This is a genomic window from Pseudomonas sp. FSL R10-0056, from assembly GCF_009600105.1.
Lineage (GTDB): Bacteria > Pseudomonadota > Gammaproteobacteria > Pseudomonadales > Pseudomonadaceae > Aquipseudomonas > Aquipseudomonas bubulae.
Genome location: NZ_WIWL01000209.1, coordinates 1 through 20,571 on the forward strand (window position 1 = coordinate 1; position 20,571 = coordinate 20,571).

Annotated in this window: 16 protein-coding genes and 1 pseudogene; 6 read left to right on the forward strand and 11 right to left on the reverse strand. The window is 60.5% G+C overall.

Annotated elements, in window-relative coordinates:
- Window positions 1-191: 191 nt before the first annotated feature.
- From GHO42_RS19965 to GHO42_RS20015, 11 genes and pseudogenes are all read right to left on the reverse strand, one after another.
- Window positions 192-1,592: a metallophosphoesterase family protein gene (locus GHO42_RS19965; protein WP_153328210.1), complete on the reverse strand. Its 1,401-nt coding sequence runs from the start codon at window positions 1,590-1,592 to the stop codon at window positions 192-194.
- A 279-nt stretch (window positions 1,593-1,871) separates the two neighbouring features.
- Window positions 1,872-2,648, reverse strand: coding sequence for a uroporphyrinogen-III C-methyltransferase (cobA, locus tag GHO42_RS19970; protein ID WP_095002496.1), 777 nt, complete (start codon window positions 2,646-2,648; stop codon window positions 1,872-1,874).
- A gap of 10 nt (window positions 2,649-2,658) precedes the next feature.
- Complete coding sequence (locus GHO42_RS19975; RefSeq protein WP_095025636.1) at window positions 2,659-5,376, reverse strand: nitrate reductase; 2,718 nt, start codon at window positions 5,374-5,376, stop codon at window positions 2,659-2,661.
- Complete coding sequence (gene nirD, locus GHO42_RS19980) at window positions 5,376-5,693, reverse strand: nitrite reductase small subunit NirD (RefSeq protein ID WP_095002498.1); 318 nt, start codon at window positions 5,691-5,693, stop codon at window positions 5,376-5,378. Before nirD ends, GHO42_RS19975 begins: the two co-directional genes overlap by 1 nt.
- Window positions 5,690-8,143 (reverse strand): nitrite reductase large subunit NirB, encoded by a 2,454-nt coding sequence (gene nirB / locus GHO42_RS19985; RefSeq protein WP_133143988.1) that lies wholly within the window; start codon window positions 8,141-8,143, stop codon window positions 5,690-5,692. Before nirB ends, nirD begins: the two co-directional genes overlap by 4 nt.
- Window positions 8,144-8,461: 318 nt before the next feature.
- Complete coding sequence (locus GHO42_RS19990) at window positions 8,462-10,132, reverse strand: bifunctional protein-serine/threonine kinase/phosphatase (protein ID WP_153328211.1); 1,671 nt, start codon at window positions 10,130-10,132, stop codon at window positions 8,462-8,464.
- Window positions 10,133-10,139: 7 nt separating this feature from the next.
- Complete coding sequence (locus tag GHO42_RS19995) at window positions 10,140-11,351, reverse strand: NarK/NasA family nitrate transporter (RefSeq protein WP_095002501.1); 1,212 nt, start codon at window positions 11,349-11,351, stop codon at window positions 10,140-10,142.
- A gap of 226 nt (window positions 11,352-11,577) precedes the next feature.
- Window positions 11,578-12,153, reverse strand: coding sequence for an ANTAR domain-containing response regulator (locus GHO42_RS20000; protein WP_019827366.1), 576 nt, complete (start codon window positions 12,151-12,153; stop codon window positions 11,578-11,580).
- Between the two features lie 14 nt (window positions 12,154-12,167).
- Window positions 12,168-13,379 carry a CmpA/NrtA family ABC transporter substrate-binding protein gene (locus GHO42_RS20005; RefSeq protein ID WP_153328212.1) on the reverse strand — a complete coding sequence of 404 codons (1,212 nt, stop codon included), beginning with the start codon at window positions 13,377-13,379 and terminating at the stop codon, window positions 12,168-12,170.
- Window positions 13,380-13,502: 123 nt separating this feature from the next.
- A pseudogene (locus tag GHO42_RS20010) lies at window positions 13,503-13,789 on the reverse strand (type II toxin-antitoxin system RelE/ParE family toxin).
- Window positions 13,779-14,018, reverse strand: coding sequence for a type II toxin-antitoxin system RelB/DinJ family antitoxin (locus GHO42_RS20015; protein WP_095002587.1), 240 nt, complete (start codon window positions 14,016-14,018; stop codon window positions 13,779-13,781). The pseudogene GHO42_RS20010 and the gene GHO42_RS20015 overlap by 11 nt, the downstream one beginning before the upstream one ends.
- Before the next feature lie 505 nt (window positions 14,019-14,523).
- Here GHO42_RS20015 and GHO42_RS20020 point away from each other — a divergent pair.
- The 6 genes from GHO42_RS20020 (at window position 14,524) to GHO42_RS20045 (ending at window position 20,487) form a co-directional block, all read left to right on the forward strand.
- The gene (locus tag GHO42_RS20020; RefSeq protein WP_095002503.1) at window positions 14,524-15,435 is read left to right on the forward strand and encodes a TauD/TfdA family dioxygenase; all 912 of its coding nucleotides are present in this window, start codon (window positions 14,524-14,526) and stop codon (window positions 15,433-15,435) included.
- A 36-nt stretch (window positions 15,436-15,471) separates the two neighbouring features.
- Window positions 15,472-16,566 (forward strand): ABC transporter substrate-binding protein, encoded by a 1,095-nt coding sequence (locus GHO42_RS20025; protein ID WP_095002504.1) that lies wholly within the window; start codon window positions 15,472-15,474, stop codon window positions 16,564-16,566.
- A gap of 80 nt (window positions 16,567-16,646) precedes the next feature.
- Window positions 16,647-17,549, forward strand: a complete 903-nt coding sequence (locus GHO42_RS20030) for an ABC transporter permease (protein ID WP_130872483.1) — start codon at window positions 16,647-16,649, stop codon at window positions 17,547-17,549.
- A complete protein-coding gene (locus GHO42_RS20035) occupies window positions 17,546-18,334 on the forward strand; it encodes an ABC transporter permease (RefSeq protein WP_095027123.1) in 789 nt (262 codons plus the stop codon). The genes GHO42_RS20030 and GHO42_RS20035 overlap by 4 nt, the downstream gene beginning before the upstream one ends.
- A gap of 25 nt (window positions 18,335-18,359) precedes the next feature.
- On the forward strand, window positions 18,360-19,124 hold the full coding sequence (locus tag GHO42_RS20040) for an ABC transporter ATP-binding protein (protein WP_095002507.1): 765 nt from the start codon (window positions 18,360-18,362) through the stop codon (window positions 19,122-19,124).
- 31 nt (window positions 19,125-19,155) lie between these two features.
- Window positions 19,156-20,487 carry an LLM class flavin-dependent oxidoreductase gene (locus GHO42_RS20045; RefSeq protein ID WP_095002508.1) on the forward strand — a complete coding sequence of 444 codons (1,332 nt, stop codon included), beginning with the start codon at window positions 19,156-19,158 and terminating at the stop codon, window positions 20,485-20,487.
- Window positions 20,488-20,571 lie beyond the last annotated feature (84 nt).

Here is a 20,571-nt window from a genome sequence, read left to right on the forward strand (position 1 = left end):
AACAAGTTTTGCGGCGATGGTCTCATTGGCCTGCGCTATGCGGTGCTTGCGACAATACTTTACGTACAGAGCCTAGAGCAGTGAGGTGCCCCCGAACCCTGTAGATACCTTCCAGTGGGAGCGAGCCTGCTCGCGAAGGTCGTTCGCGAGCAGGCTCGCTCCCACAGTTGAAGTTTTCCCGTAGCAGCGGGTTACTTGGCCCTTGAGCTGCAGGCGAAGCCGTCGGGGCCAGCCGTTTGCGTGCAGGCGCGTTCGGCGGGCAGGTTTTTCACCGGCTCGCGCAAGTGGTTGCGATTTTTGCCGTCGCGCTCCAGGTCAAAGGCGTCATACAACTTGCCAGCCGCGGTGTAGCTGCGCACCTTCAGCCTTGAGTCCTGTACGTCGACCGTCTGGTACAGCTGGGTTTCTTCAGCACTGCGATCTGGTTGCTGCCGGGCCCGGTCATTGAGGCCATACATCTTCGAACCCGCTACCGAGACCATATACACCGGTCCCTGAATCTTGCCGCCGGCTTGTGCGGCTTTGGACGCAACACGCCCGGCCTCGTTGCTGACACGGCTGTAGCAGTGATCATGGCCCTGCAACACCAGATCCACCGCATAACGCTCGAACAGCGGCTTCCAGGCAGTTTTCAACGGCTCGGTATCTTCGGGGCGGGCGCAGGTGTAGACCGGCTGGTGAGTGACCACGATATTCCAGCGTGCGGGGCTGGTTTTCAGGCTCTGCTCAAGCCAGCGGGTCTGTTGATCAAGGGTGCCCATATCGAGCGCCGAGGTGCCATCAAGGACGATAAACCGCACACCCTGATAGTCGACAAAGTAGGTGGTGTCTTTGAGCCCATCAACACCGTTTTGCGGCAGGGCGAACTGGCGGCTCCAGTGCGGCCCGAGAGTGCGGGTTTCGCTGCCGTCGGGGTTGAGGCCGTCGAGGTATTCGTGGTTGCCGGCGGCCACTAGCTGGGGAATCATCCCGTAATTGAAACCACCTGCCTGGTTCCATTCGCCCCATTGATCGTCGTGTACCAGGTCTTCGCGTTGCGACACCAGGTCCCCGGCATGCACGATCAACGCGGGGTTGGCCACGCTCTGCAAGGCCTGGCGAATGCTGCGCGAGGCCAGTGACAGAATGTCGTTCTGCACATCGCCCATATAAATAAAGTTGAACGGCTTGAAACTCTTGGTCGCAGTGTGGAACTGCAACCACTCACTCCAGCCGTCGCTGCCCTTGACCCGGTACACATAGGCCGTGCCCGGCTGCAGGTCGTGCAGGCGTACCTGGTGGAACAACGCCGCGCCGTTCTCGTTGTCCAGGCTGATGCTTGTGCCCTGGACCTCATGCGCCGCCTTGGCCAGTTGCGGGCCATCGAGGGCAGGAGCCAGTTGCAGCTGGCTGGTCTGCTGGCGGGTATCGGTGCGGAATGTAACGGCCATTTCCCTGGCAGGATCGGCCCCGGGGGTCAGCACGATACGGTCGGCCAGGCCACTGGCGGCATAAGGCGCGCCGGGGGAGTGGGGCAGCGGCGTGTCGGGGGCGGCGCAAGCGCTGTTGATCACGGAAAAAAGCGCGAGGGCCAGTAATGTGGGGCGAATCATGGGGGCTCCTTGAGGGCTGAATGCCCGTCAAGGAAACAAAGCCCCATGACACCGGGATGACGGCGGGGGTCGATTTGGCTCAGTCACAAGTCGCTTTGCGCGTGGCTTGTGGCCCGCAGCGGGGTAAACGTTGAGGCGAAGGGGGTCGTTTGAGATCACCCCTTCTGCGCCATTTCTGTAGATACTCTGTTGCCGGTCAACTCTCCCTGTGGGAGCGAGCCTGCTCGCGAAAGTCGTTCGCGAGCAGGCTCGCTCCCACAGTTAAAATTCCCTTCAGAACTAGCGGGTTGCCTGCATCGCGGGCAAGCCCGGCTCCCACACATTCTCCTCCCGTGATGGTTGTGCCGCGCTGGATGCTGCCACGCGACCAATCACCAGAATCGCCGGGCTCTTGAGTTCAAACGCCTGGGCATCTTTCTCCATCGCCGTCAGGTCGCTGCGGCATTCGCGCTGGTGGGGCAGGGAGGCATTTTCGATCATGGCCACCGGCATGTCCGCCGTCATGCCGCCCGCCAGCAATTGTTCGCGGATCTCGCTCAACTTTGCTACCCCCATATACACCACCAGGGTCGTGCCGCTTTGCGCCAGCGCCTGCCAGTTCACCTGGCTGTCATCCTGGGTGTGTGCCGTCACCAGCGTCACGCCACGGGCCACGCCGCGCAGGGTCAGGGGGATAGCGCATTGCGTCGCGCCAGCCAGGCCGGCCGTGATGCCATTGACCAGTTCCACCTCAACCCCGTGTTCACGCAACCACTGTGCCTCTTCGCCGCCACGGCCGAAAATGCATGGGTCGCCGCCCTTGAGTCGAACCACGCATTTGCCGTGGCGGGCATAACGCAGCATCAGGCGATGAATAAACGCCTGTGGAGTCGAACGGCACCCTCCGCGTTTGCCCACCGAAATCACCCGCGCAGCGGGGCAATGCTCCAGCACCGCGTCATTGACCAGATCGTCAATCAATACGACATCTGCTTCGCGCAGGGCGCGCACGGCCTTGAGCGTCAGCAGTTCCGGATCACCCGGCCCTGCGCCCACCAGCCAGACTTTTGCACTCATTGTGATTTCCTCACGGGTTAATGGCGACCGGCTGCGCCTGGGCAGTCAGCAAGCGCTTGATTTGCGGGACACAGGAGCCGCATTGCGTCCCGCAGCCCAACGATCTTTTCAGTCCCTGCAAGTCCAGCCCTTGGGCGATGCCAGCCTCAATCACGCTCTGACTGACGTTCTTGCAATTGCACACAATCGAGTTGCCAGCGGTCGGGGCGTTGGCGTTGCCCGGTGGCGCGCTCAGTGGCGCCAGCAGCCAGCGGCGCAATTGCTCGTCGGCGCGGCCTTCCTGCCACAGGTTTTGCAGCCAGTGCCGTGCCAGGGTTTCGCCCGCCAGACGAATCGCAGTGATGCTTCCGTGCTCGATGCGCACCCGCTTGCCAATGGCGCGGCGCGGGTCGTCGTAAGCCAGTACCGGCCCCTCGTTGAGCCCCAGGCATTGATCAATCTCGCGTAGCAGTTGCGGATCGGGTGCGCTGGCGCTGGCGGCACGGATCAGTAACGCAGGGCGCTCGCGGCCAGTCAGGCTGAAACTGACGTACGAAAAGGTTTCGCAGAGCTGGCGCAGTGTCTCGAAGTTCTGTTGAACATCACCCTCGATCAGGGCGAAAAGGTGCCAAGGTAATTGCGCCGGTTCCAGGCGCACGGCGCTGTGTTTGAGTTCCGGTTGTTTGGACAGCGGGTCAAACGCTGGCACGGTCAAGGTGTTGACCCCGCCCTTGAGGAAGCGGTCACCCCAGTGCATCGGCAAAAACGCCTGCCCCGGGCGCACGCTGTCGTCGCTGCTGACTGGAACAATCACGGCGCCGCGCCGACTCTTGAGGCTGACCAGATCTCCGGGCTGCAGGCGATGACGGCGCAACTCGTCCGGGTGCAGGCTCAACACCGCTTCGCTGACGTGACCGAACAATTGCGCGGCCGTGCCGGTGCGGCTCATGCCGTGCCATTGGTCGCGCAGGCGACCAGTGATCAGCGTGAGGGGGAAGCGTGCGTCGCGCTGCTCCTTGGCGGCGCGGTAGGGCTCGGCCACGAACTGCGCACGACCGGTGGCGGTAGGGAATACCCCGTCCAGATACAGCCGCGCAGTGCCTTCACGGGCCCCTATCGGGAAAGGCCACTGTTGCGGGCCGATGGCATCGAGCACTGCATGGCTGATACCCGACAGGTCCAGATCACGGCCAGAGGTCAGGTGCTTGTATTCGTCGAACACCTGGGCTTCAGTTTCAAATGCAAACAGGCTGCTGTGCTCGGGACGCAGATGTTTTTCCAGGCGCTGTGCGAAATCCACCGTAATTGCCCAGTCCGGACGGGCTTCCCCCGGTGCCGGAATGGCTTTGCGTACATGGGAAATACGCCGCTCAGAGTTTGTCACTGTGCCGTCCTTTTCCCCCCAACTGGCGGCGGGCAACAGCAGGTCGGCGAAGGCCGCGGTTTCGGTGGTGTGAAACGCCTCTTGCAGCACCACAAACGGGCAGGCCTGCAACGCCGCCCGCACGGCAGTCTGGTCCGGCATGGATTGCGCGGGGTTGGTGCAGGCGATCCACACGGCCTTGACCTTGCCGCTGGCCATTTGCTCAAAGAGTTCGATGGCGCTCAGGCCGGTGTTCTGTGGCAGTTGCTCAACACCCCAGTAAGCGGCGACTTCGGCCCGGTGTTCGGCATTGGCCGCATCACGATGGCCGGGTAACAAGTTGGACAGGCTACCGGTTTCGCGCCCGCCCATGGCATTGGGCTGACCGGTAAGCGAGAACGGCCCTGCACCCGGGCGGCCGATTTGCCCGGTGGCCAGATGCAGATTGATCAGGGCGCTGTTTTTCGCGCTGCCGGCGGTGGACTGGTTCAGGCCCATGCACCACAGCGATAAAAAACTTGGCGAGGTGCCCACCCATTCGGCGCATTGCTGCAGTTGCTCGACGCTGATGCCGCACAATTGCGAGACCATCTGTGGGGTGTAATCGCGCACCAGGCTTTTCAGCTCGGGCAGGCCCTGAGTGTGGGCCTGGATAAAGTCGCGATCGACCCAGTCTTCCCACAGCAATAAATGCAAAATCCCGTGAAACAACGCGACGTCGGTGCCCGGTAAAATTGCCAGATGCAGGTCGGCCAGATCGCAGGTATCGGTACGCCGCGGGTCGATAACGATGACTTTCATCTGCGGACGTCGGGCTTTTGCCTCCTCCAGGCGGCGAAACAGTACCGGATGTGCGTAGGCCATATTGCTGCCGACGATCATCACGCAATCGCTCAGCTCCAGGTCTTCATAGCTGCAAGGCGGCGCATCGGCGCCCAGGCTTCGTTTGTAGCCGACCACGGCCGAGGACATGCACAGCCGCGAATTGCTGTCGATATTGTTGGTGCCCACCAGCGCCCGGGCCAGTTTGTTGAAGGCGTAGTAATCCTCGGTCAGCAACTGCCCCGAGATATAAAACGCCACGCTGTCGGGGCCGTGCTCGGCGATGGTGGCGGCGAACACATTGGCCGCGTGATCAAGGGCGCTGTCCCAGTCGCTGCGACCACGGGCCAGTGCCTTGCCCAGGCGCAGTTGCGGGTACAGCGCACGGGCATTGAGGTCGCCGGTCAGGTGCAGGGTCGAGCCTTTGCTGCACAGCTTGCCATAGTTGGCCGGATGCGCCGGATCGCCGCTGACGCCGAGAATACGCTCGCCATCATGTTCGATCAGCACGCCGCAGCCGACCCCGCAGTAGCAGCAGGTGGAGGCGGTGATCTGGCGGCTCATCAGCCTGCGTCCCGCAGGGCCAACTGCACACGGCCATTTTCCACCCGCGCCTGATGGTGGTGGGCGCAACCGATGTCCGGAGCCTGGGCTTCGCCGCTTTGCAGATCGATCTGCCAGTTGTGCAGCGGGCAGGCGACGCGCTTGCCGTAGATCAAACCCTGGGACAACGGGCCGCCCTTGTGCGGGCAGCGGTCGTCGAGGGCGAACACTTCGTCGTCGCTTGTGCGAAAAATCGCGATATCACCCTTCGGTCCGCTGATGATCCGTGAGCCCAGGGTGTTGATTTCTTCAAGTGAACAGATATCGAGCCAGTTCATGCCGGCACCTCCAGATTGTTCACGGGGATGACCTCGAACTCCTTTTTCAGCAACGGCTGCACCAGGCGCTCTTTCCACGGGTCTTGCTCAAACGACAGGGAAAACTGCAGGCGATCATTGAGCGCCTTGCGCCGTTCGGGGTCTTCAAGCACAGCCTTTTTGATGTGCTCCATACCGACCCGTTGCAGGTAATGCACGGTGCGCTCGAGGTAGAAGGCCTCTTCGCGATACAACTGTAAAAAGGCACCGTTGTACTCGCGGACTTCTTCAGCCGTTTTGAGCTTGACGAAGAACTCGGCAACCTCGGTTTTGATCCCGCCATTACCGCCGATATACATCTCCCAGCCTGAGTCCACGCCGATAATTCCTACGTCCTTGATGCCTGCTTCCGAACAGTTGCGCGGGCAACCGGACACTGCCAACTTCACCTTGTGCGGCGACCACATATTGAACAGATCGTGTTCCAGTTCGATGCCCAGTTGCGTCGAGTTTTGCGTGCCGAAGCGGCAGAACTCGCTGCCCACACAGGTCTTTACCGTGCGGATGGATTTGCCGTAGGCATGCCCCGAGGGCATGTCCAGATCCTTCCACACGCCCGGCAGGTCGTGTTTTTTTATCCCCAGCAGATCGATGCGCTGCCCGCCGGTAACCTTGACCATCGGCACGTTGTACTTGTCGGCCACATCGGCAATACGCCTCAGCTCGGAGGGGTTGGTGACGCCGCCCCACATCCGCGGGACGACGGAATAGGTGCCGTCTTTTTGAATGTTTGCGTGGGCCCTTTCGTTTATTAGCCGTGATTGCGGATCATCGCGGGCCTCTCCCGGCCAGGTGGAAATCAGGTAGTAGTTGAGCGCCGGGCGGCAGGTGGCGCAGCCGTTGGGCGAGCGCCAGTTCAGGTAGCGCTGGGTGTCGGCGATGGTCAGCAAATGTTGCTCGCGAATGGCCCGGCGGATTTGTCCGTGGTTCAGGTCGCTGCAGCCGCAGATGGCTTTTTCGCTTTTGGGTTTGACGTCCGCCGCGCCCCCCACGGTGTTGATCAAAATCTGCTCCACCAACCCCGCGCATGAACCGCAGGAGCTGGCCGCCTTGGTGTGCTTTTTGACCTCATCAACGCTGAACAGCCCGTGCTCTTGAATAGCCTTGACGATGGTGCCCTTGCACACGCCATTGCAACCGCAGATTTCGGCGGTGTCGGCCATGCTCATGGCCTTGTCCTGGCCCTGATGGCCGACATCGCCTATGGCATTTTCACCAAACATCAAATGATCGCGGATCTCACCGATGGCGTGATTCTCACGGATTTGCCGGAAGTACCAGCCGCCGTCTGCGGTGTCGCCGTACAGGCAGGCACCCACCAGAATGTCGTCCTTGATCACCAGCTTTTTGTAGACCCCGCCGATCGGGTCGCTGAGGGTGATGATTTCAGTGCCTTCACCGCCCATAAAGTCGCCTGCCGAGAACAGATCGATGCCGGTGACCTTCAGTTTGGTCGACGTGACCGAGCCCTGATAGCGGGCAAAACCCAGTTGTGCGAGGTGGTTGGCGCAGACCTTGGCCTGCTCGAACAGTGGCGCCACCAGGCCGTAAGCGATGCCGCGATGGCTGGCGCATTCGCCGATGGCGTAAATGCGCGGGTCGTAGGTTTGCAGGGTGTCGTTGACGAGAATGCCGCGATTGCAGGGGATGCCCGCCTGCTCGGCAAGCTCGGTATTGGGCCGAATACCGGCAGCCATCACTACCAGATCTGCAGGGATGATCTCGCCGTTCTTGAACTCCACCGAGCCCACCCGGCCATTGCCAGCATCGTGCAGGGCATTGGTCTGTTCGCGCAGGCGAAAATGCAGGCCGCGTGCTTCAAGAGCATTTTGCAGCAGTTGGCCGCTGATCGGGTCGAGTTGGCGATCCAGCAGCCATTCGCCGATATGCACCACGGTCACATGCATGCCGCGCAGCATCAGGCCATTGGCTGCCTCCAGCCCCAGCAGTCCGCCACCGATGACCACCGCGTGTTTATGGGTTTTGGCGGTATCGATCATCGCCTGGGTATCAGCAATATCGCGGTAGCCGATCACACCGTCCAGGGTGTTGCCGGGGATCGGCAGGATAAAGGGCGTAGAGCCGGTGGCAATCAGCAGACGGTCGTACTCGGCTTCGGTACCGTCTTCGGCGATAACCCGGCGCTTGGCCCGGTCGATCTGCACCACCTTGCGGTTGAGCAGCAGCTTGATGTTGTTGTCCAGGTACCAGTCCAGATCGTTGAGCACTATCTCCTCGAAGGTCTGTTCCCCGGCCAGAACGGGCGAGAGCAGGATACGGTTGTAGTTGGCGTGAGGTTCGGCGCCGAAGACCGTAATCTCGTACAGCTCGTTGCTCAGTTTGAGCAACTCTTCCAGGGTGCGAACCCCGGCCATGCCGTTGCCGATCATCACCAGTTTGAGTTTTTTCATCAGGTTCTCCGCGAGCAAGGCCGGCCTTCTGGGGGGGCATTGCGGCCTTGTTCGACACATTGTGCAAAAACAAAAAAAGGCGTCCCGCTAGTTGCCTAGCGAGGACGCCTTTGTCCTTGTCCCGTTCTCTCGGGAAACCTGGTATTCGTCGTTGAAGACCGGGTTTTATGTTTGATTGATTAGCTAATGCAGTGGTTGTGCCAAGTTGACAAGAGCCCGTGTTTACACGATGTCTGGATATTCGCGGGGTGTTTTTGTGCACCGATGCAATGCGCCTCGCCCGTTATTGGGGCGCCGCTTGCCCTGTAGCGAACACCTTTATGGGTGAGACAGCAAAAATATCAGCACCAGATTTATCAACAACGACACTGATGCCACCGTCCGCCATACCTTTAACGGCTCGCGCTCCAGCAAGGGCCGGGGGCGCACGCTCAAGCTCTGGCGCTCACCCTGCTCCAGTTGTAGCAGCCATTCTTCGGCCGTTTCAAAGCGTTGCGCCGGATCGGCGGCAACCCCGCGCTCAAGGTTATGGGCAATCCACTCTGGCAGATCGGGTCGATAACGACTGGCGCTGACAGGCAAACCAAAGCGCGGACGCTGAAATGCTTCGATTTCTCCGTAGGGGTAATGCCCGGTCAGCAGGTAATACAGCGTCACGCCCACGGCGTAGAGATCCTGTCCGGGGCTGGGTTTTTCGCCGCGAAAGGCTTCCGGGGAGAGATAACTGGGTGTGCCGGGCAACGTTGATGGCAGATCCTCCGACAGACCGGGGCAGTAGGCCAGCCCAAAGTCCAGCAAGCGCAATTCACCGTCGTCACCCAGCAACAGATTGTGCGGTTTGATATCGCGATGAAAAATCTGCCGTCGGTGTAACAGGCCCACAGCTCGCAACAGGCGCTCGGCCAGATCCAGCCATTGTGCCAGGGGCAGAGGCCCGCGCTTGGTATAGAGATTTTCCAGGGTGGTGCCTGGGTATTCACGCATCACGTAGTACAAATGCTGACGCTGGCTGGCGGGGTGCACCTCGGGGAAATGACGACCCGCCACGCGCTTGAGGAACCATTCTTCCGATAGCAGCGCTTGCCCTGCCAGGTGATCGTCGTGCAGATGGGCCGGCAGGGTTTTCAGTAGCCAGGGCTGTTGCTGCGCATCCCGCACCCGGTAGAGCAGTGATTGCTGGCTCTGGCCAACATGGCTTTCGACCTGCCAGTTTTCAAAGTGTTGCCCCGGTTTGAGCGCGGGCGGTAGTGGCCATTGCTGCAGTTGCGCCAGGGCGTCGCCGATGGCGCTTTCTCCCAGGGCGTCGACCCTCACCAGCAGAGCGCTGGCATTGTCCTGACTGCCTGCCCGATGCGCGGCATTCACCAGCGTGCTGGCGGCGCTTTGCAGGTCGGGAAGATCACGCAACAGGGCGGCTATGGCGGTATCGCCCAGGGTCGACCATATACCGTCACTAAGCAGCACAAAGGTCTCGCCCTGTTGCAGTTCACCGTCCAGAAAATCCACCACCAGATACTGATCCAGCCCCAGCGCACGCTTGAGCACATGCTGCATACCCGGCTGGTCCCAGACGTGGTCTTCACTGATGCGCTGCAAGGTTGTGGTGTGCCAGCGGTAGACCCGGCAATCACCCACATGGGCCAACGTAAAACGCCTGCCGCGCATGACCACAGCACTTACCGTGGTCAGCAGCGGTTGCCCGCCGCCATTGGCGCGCAGCCAGCTATTTTGCGCGAGCAGCAAACGCTCCAGTGCCTGGGCGACGCTCCAGGTTTCTGGTGTGGCGTAGTAGTCCAGCGCCAGTGCCTGCAACGTCGAACGGGCGGCCAGGCCGCCATCGGCGCATTGGCTGACGCCATCGGCAATGGCAAATAAATGCCCCTTGCTTGCCGCCAGCATGGGCACAGGCGTGACTTCGCGCAGTGCGTCCTGATTCTCTGCGCGAGGGCCGATGGCGCTGGCGTGGGCGAAACTCAGTTGCAGACTCATCGCAGTCTCACACTCGGGCAGCGGTCACGGCAGCCGAGCCCCACGTTGTTCTCCAGCGGCGCTTGACCCCGTGCAGGCCGAACCAGGCCAGTACGCCAAGGCTGGCAAATAACCACAAAGCCAATTGATAGCTGCCGGTGCTTTGTTTAATCGCGCCCATGCCTGCTGCGAGGGCGAAACCACCAATGCCGCCTGCCATGCCGATCAAGCCCGTCATAACGCCAATTTCACGACGAAAGCGCTGAGGCACCAATTGGAAAACAGCCCCGTTACCTGCACCCAATCCCAGCATTGTGCAGACGAAAAGCGCCAGTGCTGCATAGGAGCTTGGCAGGTTGAAACCTACGGCGGCGATGCTGATGGTCGCCAGGGTGTACATCCCCAACAGGGTACGAATACCGCCGAAGCGATCCGCCAGCGCACCGCCCAGCGGCCGCATCAAACTACCGCCAAACACACAGGCGGCTGTGTAGTAACCCGCCGTCACCGGGCTTAGTCCGTATTGATCGTTAAAATAGCCGGGCAGGGCGCTGGCCAGGCCGATAAAGCCGCCGAACGTCACGCTGTAGAAAAACATGAACCACCAACTGTCGCGGTCGCCCAGGGCCTTGAAGTAATCACTCATGGACTTGGCCACGGGCCGTTCCGGGGCGTTTTTGGCCAACCAGGCAAACACGAAAATGCACAGCACCAGCGGGATCAGGGCAAAGCCGAACACATTGCTCCAGCCATAGGCCGCTGCCAGCACCGGGGCCAGTAGCGCAGCGAACACCGTGCCAGAGTTGCCTGCACCGGCGATGCCCATTGCCTTGCCCTGGTGTTGCGGTGGATACCACTGCGAGGCCAGCGGCAACGCAACGGCAAACGAGGCGCCAGCCATGCCCAGAAACAGTCCCAGCAAAAGAGCCTGCTCGTAGCTGTGAATACCGTGCTTCCAGGCCACAAACAGCGCACCAATAACAATGACCTGACCGATCAGCCCGGCGGTTTTGGGAGACAGGCGATCAGCCAGCAGGCCCATCACAAAGCGCAGCACGGCGCCCGCGAGGATCGGCGTGGCCACCACCAGCCCACGCTGTTGCGTGGTCAGGTGCAGGTCGGTGGCGATTTGCACGGCCAGTGGGCCGAGCAGATACCAGACCATAAAACTCAGGTCGAAATACAGAAACGCCGCGAACAGGGTTGGAGTATGGCCGGACTTCCAGAAGCTTGAATTCATCGCGCACCTCAACGGTTGATCGTTTTTAGAAGAAGAGTTGCGATGGGGCGCCGTAACGGCCGCACCACCGGCCCCGGTCGCTGGGGCCAAAACGAAAAAACGCCGCTGCCGGATCCGCCATGGGCGAATCAGGGGAGCGACGTCTCTGTCGTAGATGGGGCAACCGCCGTTGGTTACCGGTAAGGATTGCTTAGCGAAAACTGTGCCAATTGAGGAGGATCATGGGTCAACCCAGAAGCTCACTCATGGCTATGATCTGTTCCGCCACCTGTATCAGTTTTTGTTGGCGGCTCATGGCCTGGCGGCGCATCAGGGTGTAAGCCTCTTCTTCGTTGCAGCTTTTCATCTTCATCAGCAGACCCTTGGCCAGTTCGATGCGCTTGCGCTCGGCCAGTTGCTGGTCGCGGGCATGCAGTTGGGCGCGCAGGGCTTGGTCGCTCTCGAAGCGAGCCATGGCCACATCGAGAATTGGCTGCAAGCGCTGTGCGTGAATGCCTTCGACAATGTAGGCGCTAACCCCTGACTTGATCGCCTGACGCATCACGCCGGGGTCGTGCTCGTCGGTGAACATGACAATCGGTCGTGGTTGGTCCCTAGACACCAACACCACTTGCTCCATCACATCGCGGCTTGGCGACTCGGTATCGATCAGGATCACGTCCGGGCGCACCGTTTCGACGCGAGCAGGCAGGTCGATGGTCAGGCCCGACTCATCGATTACCTCAAATCCGGCTTCACTCAGCGCGGCTTTCAGGCGGCCGACTTTTTTCGCCGTGTCGTTGATCAGCAAGATACGCAGCATGGGGGTGGCTCCGGTCAACGACGGGCAGCAAGAGGAGCGCGGGTGCTCATGGCATGCAGCGCAAAGCTTCGGGCATAGCCTGCGGGATCCGAGCCGTCCCACACCTTGCCATCGAGCAACTGGCTGCTGCGCATGTTTGCGGCACCTGCCGGCACGTTAACGGCGTTGGCCGCGTCGCGGTACAGGGCCAATTGCTGAACCTGACGGGCAACACCGAGGTAGTCCGGGTCTTCGCGCAGCAAGCCCCAGCGGCGGAACTGGGTCATAAACCACATGCCATCGGACAGGTACGGCAGGTTGACCTCGCCGTCACCATAAAAACGCAGGGCGTGCGGGTCTTGCCAGTGCTTGCCCAGGCCGTCGTTGTAGTCGCCGAGCAGACGCGGCGCGATGCACTCTACGGGTGCATTCAGGTACTCGGGGGCGCTCAGCAACTGCGCGGTACTGCGCCGGTTTTCGTCGTTCTGCTCGATAAAGCGGCTGGCTTCCAGGATCGCCATCACCAGCGCCCGGGCGGTATTGGGATACTGCTCGACAAACGCGCGGGTACAGCCCAGGATTTTTTCCGGGTGATCGGGCCACAGCGCCTGGGTGGTGGCGAGGGTAAACCCCATATTCTGTGCAACCGCGCTGGCAGCCCACGGCTCGCCGACGCAAAAGCCGTCAATGCGACCTGCCAGCAAGTGCGCAACCATCTGTTGCGGTGGTACCACTACGCTGTTGACGTCTAGCAGCGGATGAATGCCCTGACTCGCCAGCCAGTAATACAGCCACATGGCATGAGTGCCCGTGGGAAAAGTCTGGGCGAAGGTCAGTTTCGATCGACTTTGGTGCACGTGTTGTTGCAACGCCTCAGGACGGGTCACGCCCAGGGCCTGTAAACCGTGGGAGAGGTTGAGGCTCTGGCCGTTTTGGTTAAGCCCCATGAGTACGCTCATGTCGGTGGCCGCCACGCCGCCAATGCCCAGGTGCACGGCGTAGATCAGCCCGTAGAGGCTGTGGGCGGCGTCGAGCTGGCCGTTGACCAGATTATCCCGCAGGCTGGCCCAGGACGACTGGCGCTTGAGGTTCAGCGTCAGCCCGAAGGGCTGGGCGAACCCTTGAGTGGCGGCCACCACCACCGAGGCACAGTCGCTGAGGGCCATAAAACCGAGATTGATTTCGGTTTTTTCCGGGGCATCGCTGCCGTTGACCCAGGCCAGAGGGCCGGCGAGTGATTCGTTCATGGGAGGCAGCACCTTGGCAAAAGCATACTGCGAGGGTGCAAGGCATATGCCAGAGGTGTTGACCCAGTTGAAAACCTGGATTTTACAGGGCTTTGGATTTGCGCTTGCCTTTAATGGGGTGGCTTACTTCAAGCGGTCTTGCGCCTTGCGATACGCGGTCTCGTGTTCGCGCTTGTCAACGGCGACGACGAACACCACAACCTCTTGATCAATGACCTGATAGATCAGTCGGTAACCCGCGCTGCGTAACTTGATTTTGTAGCAATCGGGCAGCTTGCGCAGCCGGTTGGCTTCAACGCGGGGGTTGAGCAACACCTCTGACAGTTTGCTCTTGAGTTGCTGCATGACCGGTTTGCGAGCTTGTGCCATTCCTTGAGTGCGCGCTGGTCAAACTCAAGATCAAAGGTCATCCAGTGTTACCTTGACCCTTTGCGGTGCAGCCAGGCGTTCGCGCACAGTGTTGATGAGGGCTTCGTCTTCTTCGGTTACCAGCATGGGGCGAAAGGGCAGTTGGCCGCGTTCGGCTACGTACTGAAATGCCTGGCGGACCAGTTCAGAGGGGGTGACACCCAGGCGCTCAAGTTCCTGGTAAGCGCGGGCTTTGAGTTCATCGTCAATGCGAATGTTGATGGAGGCCATGGTTTTGACTCGTGTAATGACGTTTGTCATTACGTTGGCCTCTGCCCGTTTCTTTTGCAAGTGCCATTGGGCGGTTAAGTGTTCTGCGTTGTTCATATGCGCTCCTGAATTTAAGCCACCAAACCAAAGAAGGGTGGTTAGTTCTGTGAGCCTAGCTAGAGATAATCAGGTGATTCGTACGACGATTCGCTTTCATTCCCGTGAAACATCCGAGCGTAATCCCGCTCGCTTGCGCCTGTCCAAATCGGGGAAGAGTCTCGCTCCACCGCTGCTCAATGGCCGGTTGCCACGTCGTAAAGCGGTTATGCGCGAGCCAGGCAAACAGGTGAATAATTGAAAGGGTTATTAACTTACAACTGAAAAGTTTATAACCATTTAACGTCGCTAACACCGGACATGTTCTATAAAACTGCTCATCTATCGTTAGACTAAAAAGTGATTGGCTGCCCGAGTTTTTATGCCTTTATGATCTGTTCACAACAACTCGTGAAGCAGGAGTGGGGCGATGACTATTCAAGTAAAACCCGTAGCGGGTCGAATTGGTGCACAACTTGAAGGCGTAAAACTGGGCGGTGATATCAGTGGCGAAACATTCGAGTTTATTCATCAGGCCTTGTTGAAATATAAAGTCCTGTTCTTTCGCGACCAGCATTTAAGCGACGCCGAGCACGAAGCATTTTCCCGCCGCTTCGGTGATCAGGTGCCCCACCCGACCGTGCGCTCTGCCGAGCAAAGTTCCGCCATCCTGCACCTGGACGCCAAGGAAACCCGCGCCAACTCCTGGCATACCGATGTGACCTTTGTGGCCAATTACCCGAAAATCTCCATCTTGCGCGGTGTGGTCATTCCACCCTATGGCGGCGACACGGTGTGGGCCAATACCGCCTCGGCTTATAACGATTTACCCGAGCCATTAAAGCAACTTGCGGACAACTTGCGCGCCCTGCACACCAATGTTTATGACTATGCGACGCCTCGCGGTACCGATGAGTCCGGTCTCAAGCGCTATCGCGAACAGTTCACTGCCGAAGTTTATGAAACTGAACATCCGCTGGTTCGCGTTCACCCGGAATCGGGCGAAAGAAGTTTGTTGCTGGGCCACTTTGTCAAAGATATTCAGGGTGTGAGCAGCAACGATTCCAAGCAACTGATTCGCCTGTTCCATGACCGCATTACCCATGTCGACAACACCGTGCGCTGGCGCTGGCAGGAAGGTGATGTGGTGATCTGGGATAACCGCGCCACCCAGCATATTGCGATCAACGATTACGGCGATGCTCCGCGCATCGTACGTCGCACCACCATCGACGGCGATGTGCCGGTGGGTGTCGACGGCCGCCTGAGCCAGGCGCTCAAGCCGACCCCGGACACCCGCTCGCCGAAAACCGAAGCCGACAAAAAACACCTCGCCGCCTGACGGGCCGCGCCTCATTGCTTCAAGGAAGACCTGCCCATGGCCACATTCAAAGTAAATGCCCTGTTGCGCAAGACCCGCATTGCCGCCGTGCTGGCGGCGGTCATGGCTGTTCCGCTGGCCGAGGCCGATGTGTTGCGCGTCGGTGTGGCGAGCGCCGGTGGCGGTGATCCGGTCACGTTCAGTGGCTCGCCGCTGGGCATCGTGCGCAACCAGCAACTGCTGGAAAAAGCCTTCGCCGGTACCGGCACCGAGGTGCAGTGGTTCTTCTTCAAAGGCGCTGGCCCTGCGGTCAACGAAGCGTTGTCCAACCAGCAGCTGGACTTCGCCTATCAGGGTGATCTGCCGGCGGTGGTCGGGCGCTCCAACGGGCTGGACACCAAACTGCTGGCAGCACTGGGGGTGCGGGCCAACCTGTATCTGGCGGTGCCAAAGGGCTCTGACATCAAGACCATCGAAGACCTCAAAGGCAAGAAGGTCGCGGTGTTTCGCGGCACCAACGGTCATCTGGTGTCGATCAACCTGCTGGCAGCGCACGGCATGAGCGAGCGCGATATCAAGGTGATCAACCTCGATGCCGGCAGTACCCAGGCAGCCCTGGTTTCCAATGGCGTGGATGCGGCCTTCGGTGGTCGTGAGCTGTTCAAGCTGCGTGACAAGGGCCTGATCGACATCGTTTACGACAACCCTGCCCAGGATGTGCGCTACACCCGTCAGACCGCCTTGGTGGTGCGCGGTGCCTATGAAAAAGAGCACCCGGGCAATGTGCAAAAAGTCGTCGATACCCTGGTGGATGCGGCGAAATGGGCGTCCGAAGACAGCCATCGTGATGAGGTGTTCAGCGAGTGGGCCAAGAGCAACGACCCGGTGGACTCACTGCGCGCCGACTTTACCGGGGTCAGTTTGCGGGACCGGAATTCGCCGCTGATCGACACCTTTCTGGTGAGTCGCTACCAGGCAGTGGCAGAGCAGGCCAAGGACGAAAAGCTGATCCGCCGCCCGGTGAGTATCGAAGGCTGGTTTGAGCCGAACTATTTGCAGACCGCGTTGAAAGCCAAGGGCCTGGAGAGCTTCTGGACGGCCTATGGCGTGGATGGCAAACAGCCCGCCGGCAATGCGGTAGCGGGCAAGTAGCTGCATACCCTTATGGGGATACCCCTGTGGGAGCCCACAGGGAATCCGTTTTTTGTAGTAGCAACAAAGGAGCCAGGCATATGGCCAGGGCACAGACCGTCATACCGCAGCAGTACGCACCGGCGCTACCCAAGGGCAACGTCAAGCGTTTGCCACCGGCCCCGGCACGCCCGGTACGCAAGGTCGAAGTGCCGCGCACCTCGGCCTGGGCCACGACCCTGGGTGACCGGAGCTTGCCCTGGCTCTTGCCGCTGACCCTGCTGGGCCTGTGGTATCTGGGGGTTGAGCAGGGCTGGCTGTCAGAGCAGGTCTTGCCGCCGCCAGCCTATGTTTACGAAACCCTGTCGGATCTCTTTGCTTCTGGCGACCTGTGGATAAATGCTGCCGCCAGCCTGCAGCGGGTAGTCGTCGGGTTTGCCCTGGGGGGCGCTATCGGTGTGGCGCTGGGGCTGGCGATGGGGTTGTCGAAAACCGTCGAGGATTATCTGCTGCCCACCTTCAATGCCATTGTGCAAATCCCGGTCTTGGGCTGGTTGCCGTTTGCCTTGTTGCTGTTCGGCATCGGCGAGCCGCTCAAGTACGTGCTGATTGCCAAGGCGGCGATGGTGCCGATCACCCTGTGCACCTTGCAGGCTTTCCACCAGGCGCCCAAGGGCTTGCTGGAAGCAGGGCGGGCCTATGGTTTCAGCCGCTGGCAAAGTGTGGTGTTTATCGTGTTGCCGGCGGCTATCCCGACCCTGTTTACCGGCCTGCGCCTGGGCTTCACCAAGGCCTGGCTGTCGCTGGTAGTGGTTGAGCTGGTGGCGTCGAGCGAAGGGCTGGGTTACCTGATTGTCTATGGTCGCCAACTGTTCCAGCTGGATCTGGTGATGGCCGCCGTGGTGGTGGTCGGGGCGATCGGCCTGGTGATCGACCGTGGTTTTGATTATGCCGAGCGCCGCCTTAATCGTGGCCGCGCATCGGTAGCGGGGCGCCTGTCATGAGCAGCGCATTGGCTATCAGTCATGGCAGCAGCCGTCGCTATCGCGGCTGGGTGTTGCCGATCAGTGCCGTCGCCCTGTGGTGGCTGGCTTCGCATTTGGGCTGGAGCCAGTCCGGGCTGCTGGTTTCACCGGAGAAAGTGGCGGCCACGGCCTGGGACCAGATCGCTTCGGGCAAGTTCTGGCGGGCCATCAGCGCCAGCCTGACGCGCAACCTGAGCGGCTTTTTTATCGGCACCGCCCTGGGCCTGGTGCTGGGTTGCCTGCTGGGCCTGTCGCACTATTTCGAGCGTTTGGTAGGCCCGAGCTTCAACACCTTCAAACAGATTTCGCTGTTCGCCTGGATCCCGCTGATCTCGGTGTGGTTCGGCCTGGGCGATGTGGCCAAGGTGGTGTTTTTGTCACTGGCGGCCCTGGTGCCGGTGGTGGTCAATACCTGCGACGGCCTGCGCAATGTGCCGCCCAACCTGCTGGAAGTGGCGCGGGTCTACCGCTTCAGCCGTTGGCAGACCATCGTCGGAGTCATGCTGCCCGCCGCCTTGCCCTCGATTTTCACCGGGCTGTATCTGGCGCTGGTGTACTCGTGGCTGGCGACCATCGGCGCCGAATATCTGCTGGTGTCGGGGGAGGGCATCGGCAACACGCTGATCGATGGCAGCGAGCATTTCATGATGGACCTGGTGCTGTTCGGCATGGTGGTCATCGGCCTGGTGGGCTGGAGCCTCAATGCCCTGGCCCGAATTTTTGAGCGACGCATGCAACGCCTGTACGGCATTGAACCGCGTTAATCGGCACTTTCAAAAGGATTGCAGCATGCTCAATAACAGCCTGACCCTGGAAAACATCAGCAAGCGCTTTGCTTCGCGCCCCGGTAGCAGCAGCCAGTTGCAAGTGCTGGACAATATCCAGCTGGATATCGCTCCCGGCGAATTTATCAGCATCGTCGGTGCCAGCGGTTGCGGCAAGTCCACCCTGCTGCGCCTGATTCTGGGCCTGGACGAGGAGTACGAGGGGCGCATCCTGCTCAATGGCCAGCCCATCGACGGCACGGGGCTGGAGCGCGGCATCGTGTTTCAGGATCACCGTTTGTTCCCCTGGCTCAACGTTGAACAGAACGTTGCCGTGGCGCTGAAAAACTCGCCGCTGAGCACAAAGGAAAAGCGCGACACCGTTCGCGAACATATCGAACTGGTGGGCCTGCAGGACTTTATCGACGCCTACCCGCACCAGATTTCCGGCGGCATGGCCCAGCGTGTGGCGATTGCCCGGGGGCTGGTCAACCGCCCCAGCGTGCTGTTGCTCGACGAACCCCTTGGCGCTCTCGATGCCCTGACCCGGGCGCGCTTGCAGGGCGAGCTGCAAAACATCTGGGCCAAGGAAAAAATCACCATGATCCTGGTGACCCACGATGTGGATGAGGCTGTGTTTCTCGGTGATCGCGTGGTGGTCATGCAGCCCAACCCCGGGCGTATCCGGCGCATCCTCGATATCGACCTGCCGCGTCCGCGCAACCGCAGTGACAGCCGCTTTATCGCCCTGCGCGACGACGTGCTGAGTGACTTCGCCGAATTGCATTGAACCCCTGCCACCTGAATTCAGAGAACAGAACATGTCCGAACGTCAGCTCAGCCTCAACCTGTTTATCTACCCCAACGGCCATCACGAAGCCGCCTGGCGCCACCCGCAGTCAGTGCCGGAGTCGTCCATGGACATTGGCTACTACCAGCAGCTGGCGTTACGCGCCGAGCGCGAAAAGCTCGATGCGATTTTCTTTGCCGACTCGCCGTCACTGGCCGAAAGCGGCCGCGAAGGCCTGCGCATCCGCTTCGAGCCGGTGACCTGGCTGGCAGCCATTGCGGCGGTTACCCAGCGCATCGGCCTGATTGCCACGGCCAGCACCACCTACAGCGAACCTTACAACCTGGCGCGTTCGTTCAGCGCGCTGGATCACCTGAGCAAGGGCCGTGCGGGCTGGAACATTGTCACCACGTCAATGGCTGCCGCAGCGGCCAACTTTGGGCTTGATGAACACCCTTCGGCCCATGATCGCTACGCCCAGGCCGAAGAGTTCGTACAGGTGGTCGGTGACCTGTGGGACAGCTGGGAAGACGATGCGCTGGTGCTGGATAAAACCGCCGGGGTATTTGCCGACAGCGGCAAGGTGCACTCGATCAATCACGTCGGCGCTTACTACAAGGTCAAGGGCCCGCTGAACTCGCCGCGTTCGCCCCAGGGGCGACCGGTGCAGGTGCAGGCCGGTTCATCCGAGGATGGTCGTGATTTTGCCGCCAGGCATGCTGAAGCCATCTTTACCGCGCACCAGACGCTGCAAAGCGCCACGGAATTTGCCAATGACATCCGCGCCCGGGCGAAAGCCGTGGGCCGCGATCCGCGCCAGCTGAAAATTCTTCCGGGCATCAGCCCGTATATCGCCAGCACCGAAGCCGAAGCCCAGCGCAAGTTTGATGAACTCAATGAGCTGGTATTGCCCCACGTGTCCCTGGGCCAATTGCGGCGCATGTTGGGTGTGGACTTGTCGGGTCAGGATCTGGACGCCCCGTTTCCGCGCCATCTGATCAACTTCGAAGGCGTCGAAAGCCAGTCCAGCCGCTTCAAGCTGATCATCGATATTGTCGACCGCGAAAACGTCACCTTGCGCCAGCTGATCAACCGCCTGGCAGGGGCGCGTGGGCATTGGGTGCCGGTGGGTACCCCGGTGCAGATTGCCGACTTGATTGAGCAGTGGTTCCGCAGCGGTGCGGCGGATGGTTTCAACGTGATGCCGCCGGCATTCCCCGATGGTTTTGACGTCTTCCTCGACGAAGTGCTGCCGATCTTGCGCCAGCGTGGTTTGTTCCGCAGTGAATATGCGGGCAGCACCTTGCGCGAACACTACGGCCTGACTCGCCCGGAGTCGCGCTACACCCTGAAAACCGCCTGACTCCCCCCACCCTAGTGGGAGCGAGCCTGCTCGCGAAGCTGGCCTTGATGCCTTCGCGAGCAGGCTCGCTCCCACAATTCAAAA

Bases quoted from the DNA above. Each gene is read 5' to 3' on its own strand.
- nirD (WP_095002498.1), bottom strand. From the start codon at position 5,693: ATGAACTGGCTCGATATCTGTTCACTTGAAGAAATCAACACCCTGGGC.
- GHO42_RS19975 (WP_095025636.1), bottom strand. From the start codon at position 5,376: ATGAGCCGCCAGATCACCGCCTCCACCTGCTGCTACTGCGGGGTCGGC.
- cobA (WP_095002496.1), bottom strand. From the start codon at position 2,648: ATGAGTGCAAAAGTCTGGCTGGTGGGCGCAGGGCCGGGTGATCCGGAA.
- GHO42_RS20025 (WP_095002504.1), top strand. From the start codon at position 15,472: ATGGCCACATTCAAAGTAAATGCCCTGTTGCGCAAGACCCGCATTGCC.
- GHO42_RS20045 (WP_095002508.1), top strand. From the start codon at position 19,156: ATGTCCGAACGTCAGCTCAGCCTCAACCTGTTTATCTACCCCAACGGC.
- GHO42_RS20015 (WP_095002587.1), bottom strand. From the start codon at position 14,018: ATGGCCTCCATCAACATTCGCATTGACGATGAACTCAAAGCCCGCGCT.
- GHO42_RS20020 (WP_095002503.1), top strand. From the start codon at position 14,524: ATGACTATTCAAGTAAAACCCGTAGCGGGTCGAATTGGTGCACAACTT.
- nirB (WP_133143988.1), bottom strand. From the start codon at position 8,143: ATGAAAAAACTCAAACTGGTGATGATCGGCAACGGCATGGCCGGGGTT.
- GHO42_RS19995 (WP_095002501.1), bottom strand. From the start codon at position 11,351: ATGAATTCAAGCTTCTGGAAGTCCGGCCATACTCCAACCCTGTTCGCG.
- GHO42_RS20000 (WP_019827366.1), bottom strand. From the start codon at position 12,153: ATGCTGCGTATCTTGCTGATCAACGACACGGCGAAAAAAGTCGGCCGC.
- GHO42_RS20030 (WP_130872483.1), top strand. From the start codon at position 16,647: ATGGCCAGGGCACAGACCGTCATACCGCAGCAGTACGCACCGGCGCTA.
- GHO42_RS19965 (WP_153328210.1), bottom strand. From the start codon at position 1,592: ATGATTCGCCCCACATTACTGGCCCTCGCGCTTTTTTCCGTGATCAAC.
- GHO42_RS20035 (WP_095027123.1), top strand. From the start codon at position 17,546: ATGAGCAGCGCATTGGCTATCAGTCATGGCAGCAGCCGTCGCTATCGC.
- GHO42_RS19990 (WP_153328211.1), bottom strand. From the start codon at position 10,132: ATGAGTCTGCAACTGAGTTTCGCCCACGCCAGCGCCATCGGCCCTCGC.
- GHO42_RS20040 (WP_095002507.1), top strand. From the start codon at position 18,360: ATGCTCAATAACAGCCTGACCCTGGAAAACATCAGCAAGCGCTTTGCT.
- GHO42_RS20005 (WP_153328212.1), bottom strand. From the start codon at position 13,379: ATGAACGAATCACTCGCCGGCCCTCTGGCCTGGGTCAACGGCAGCGAT.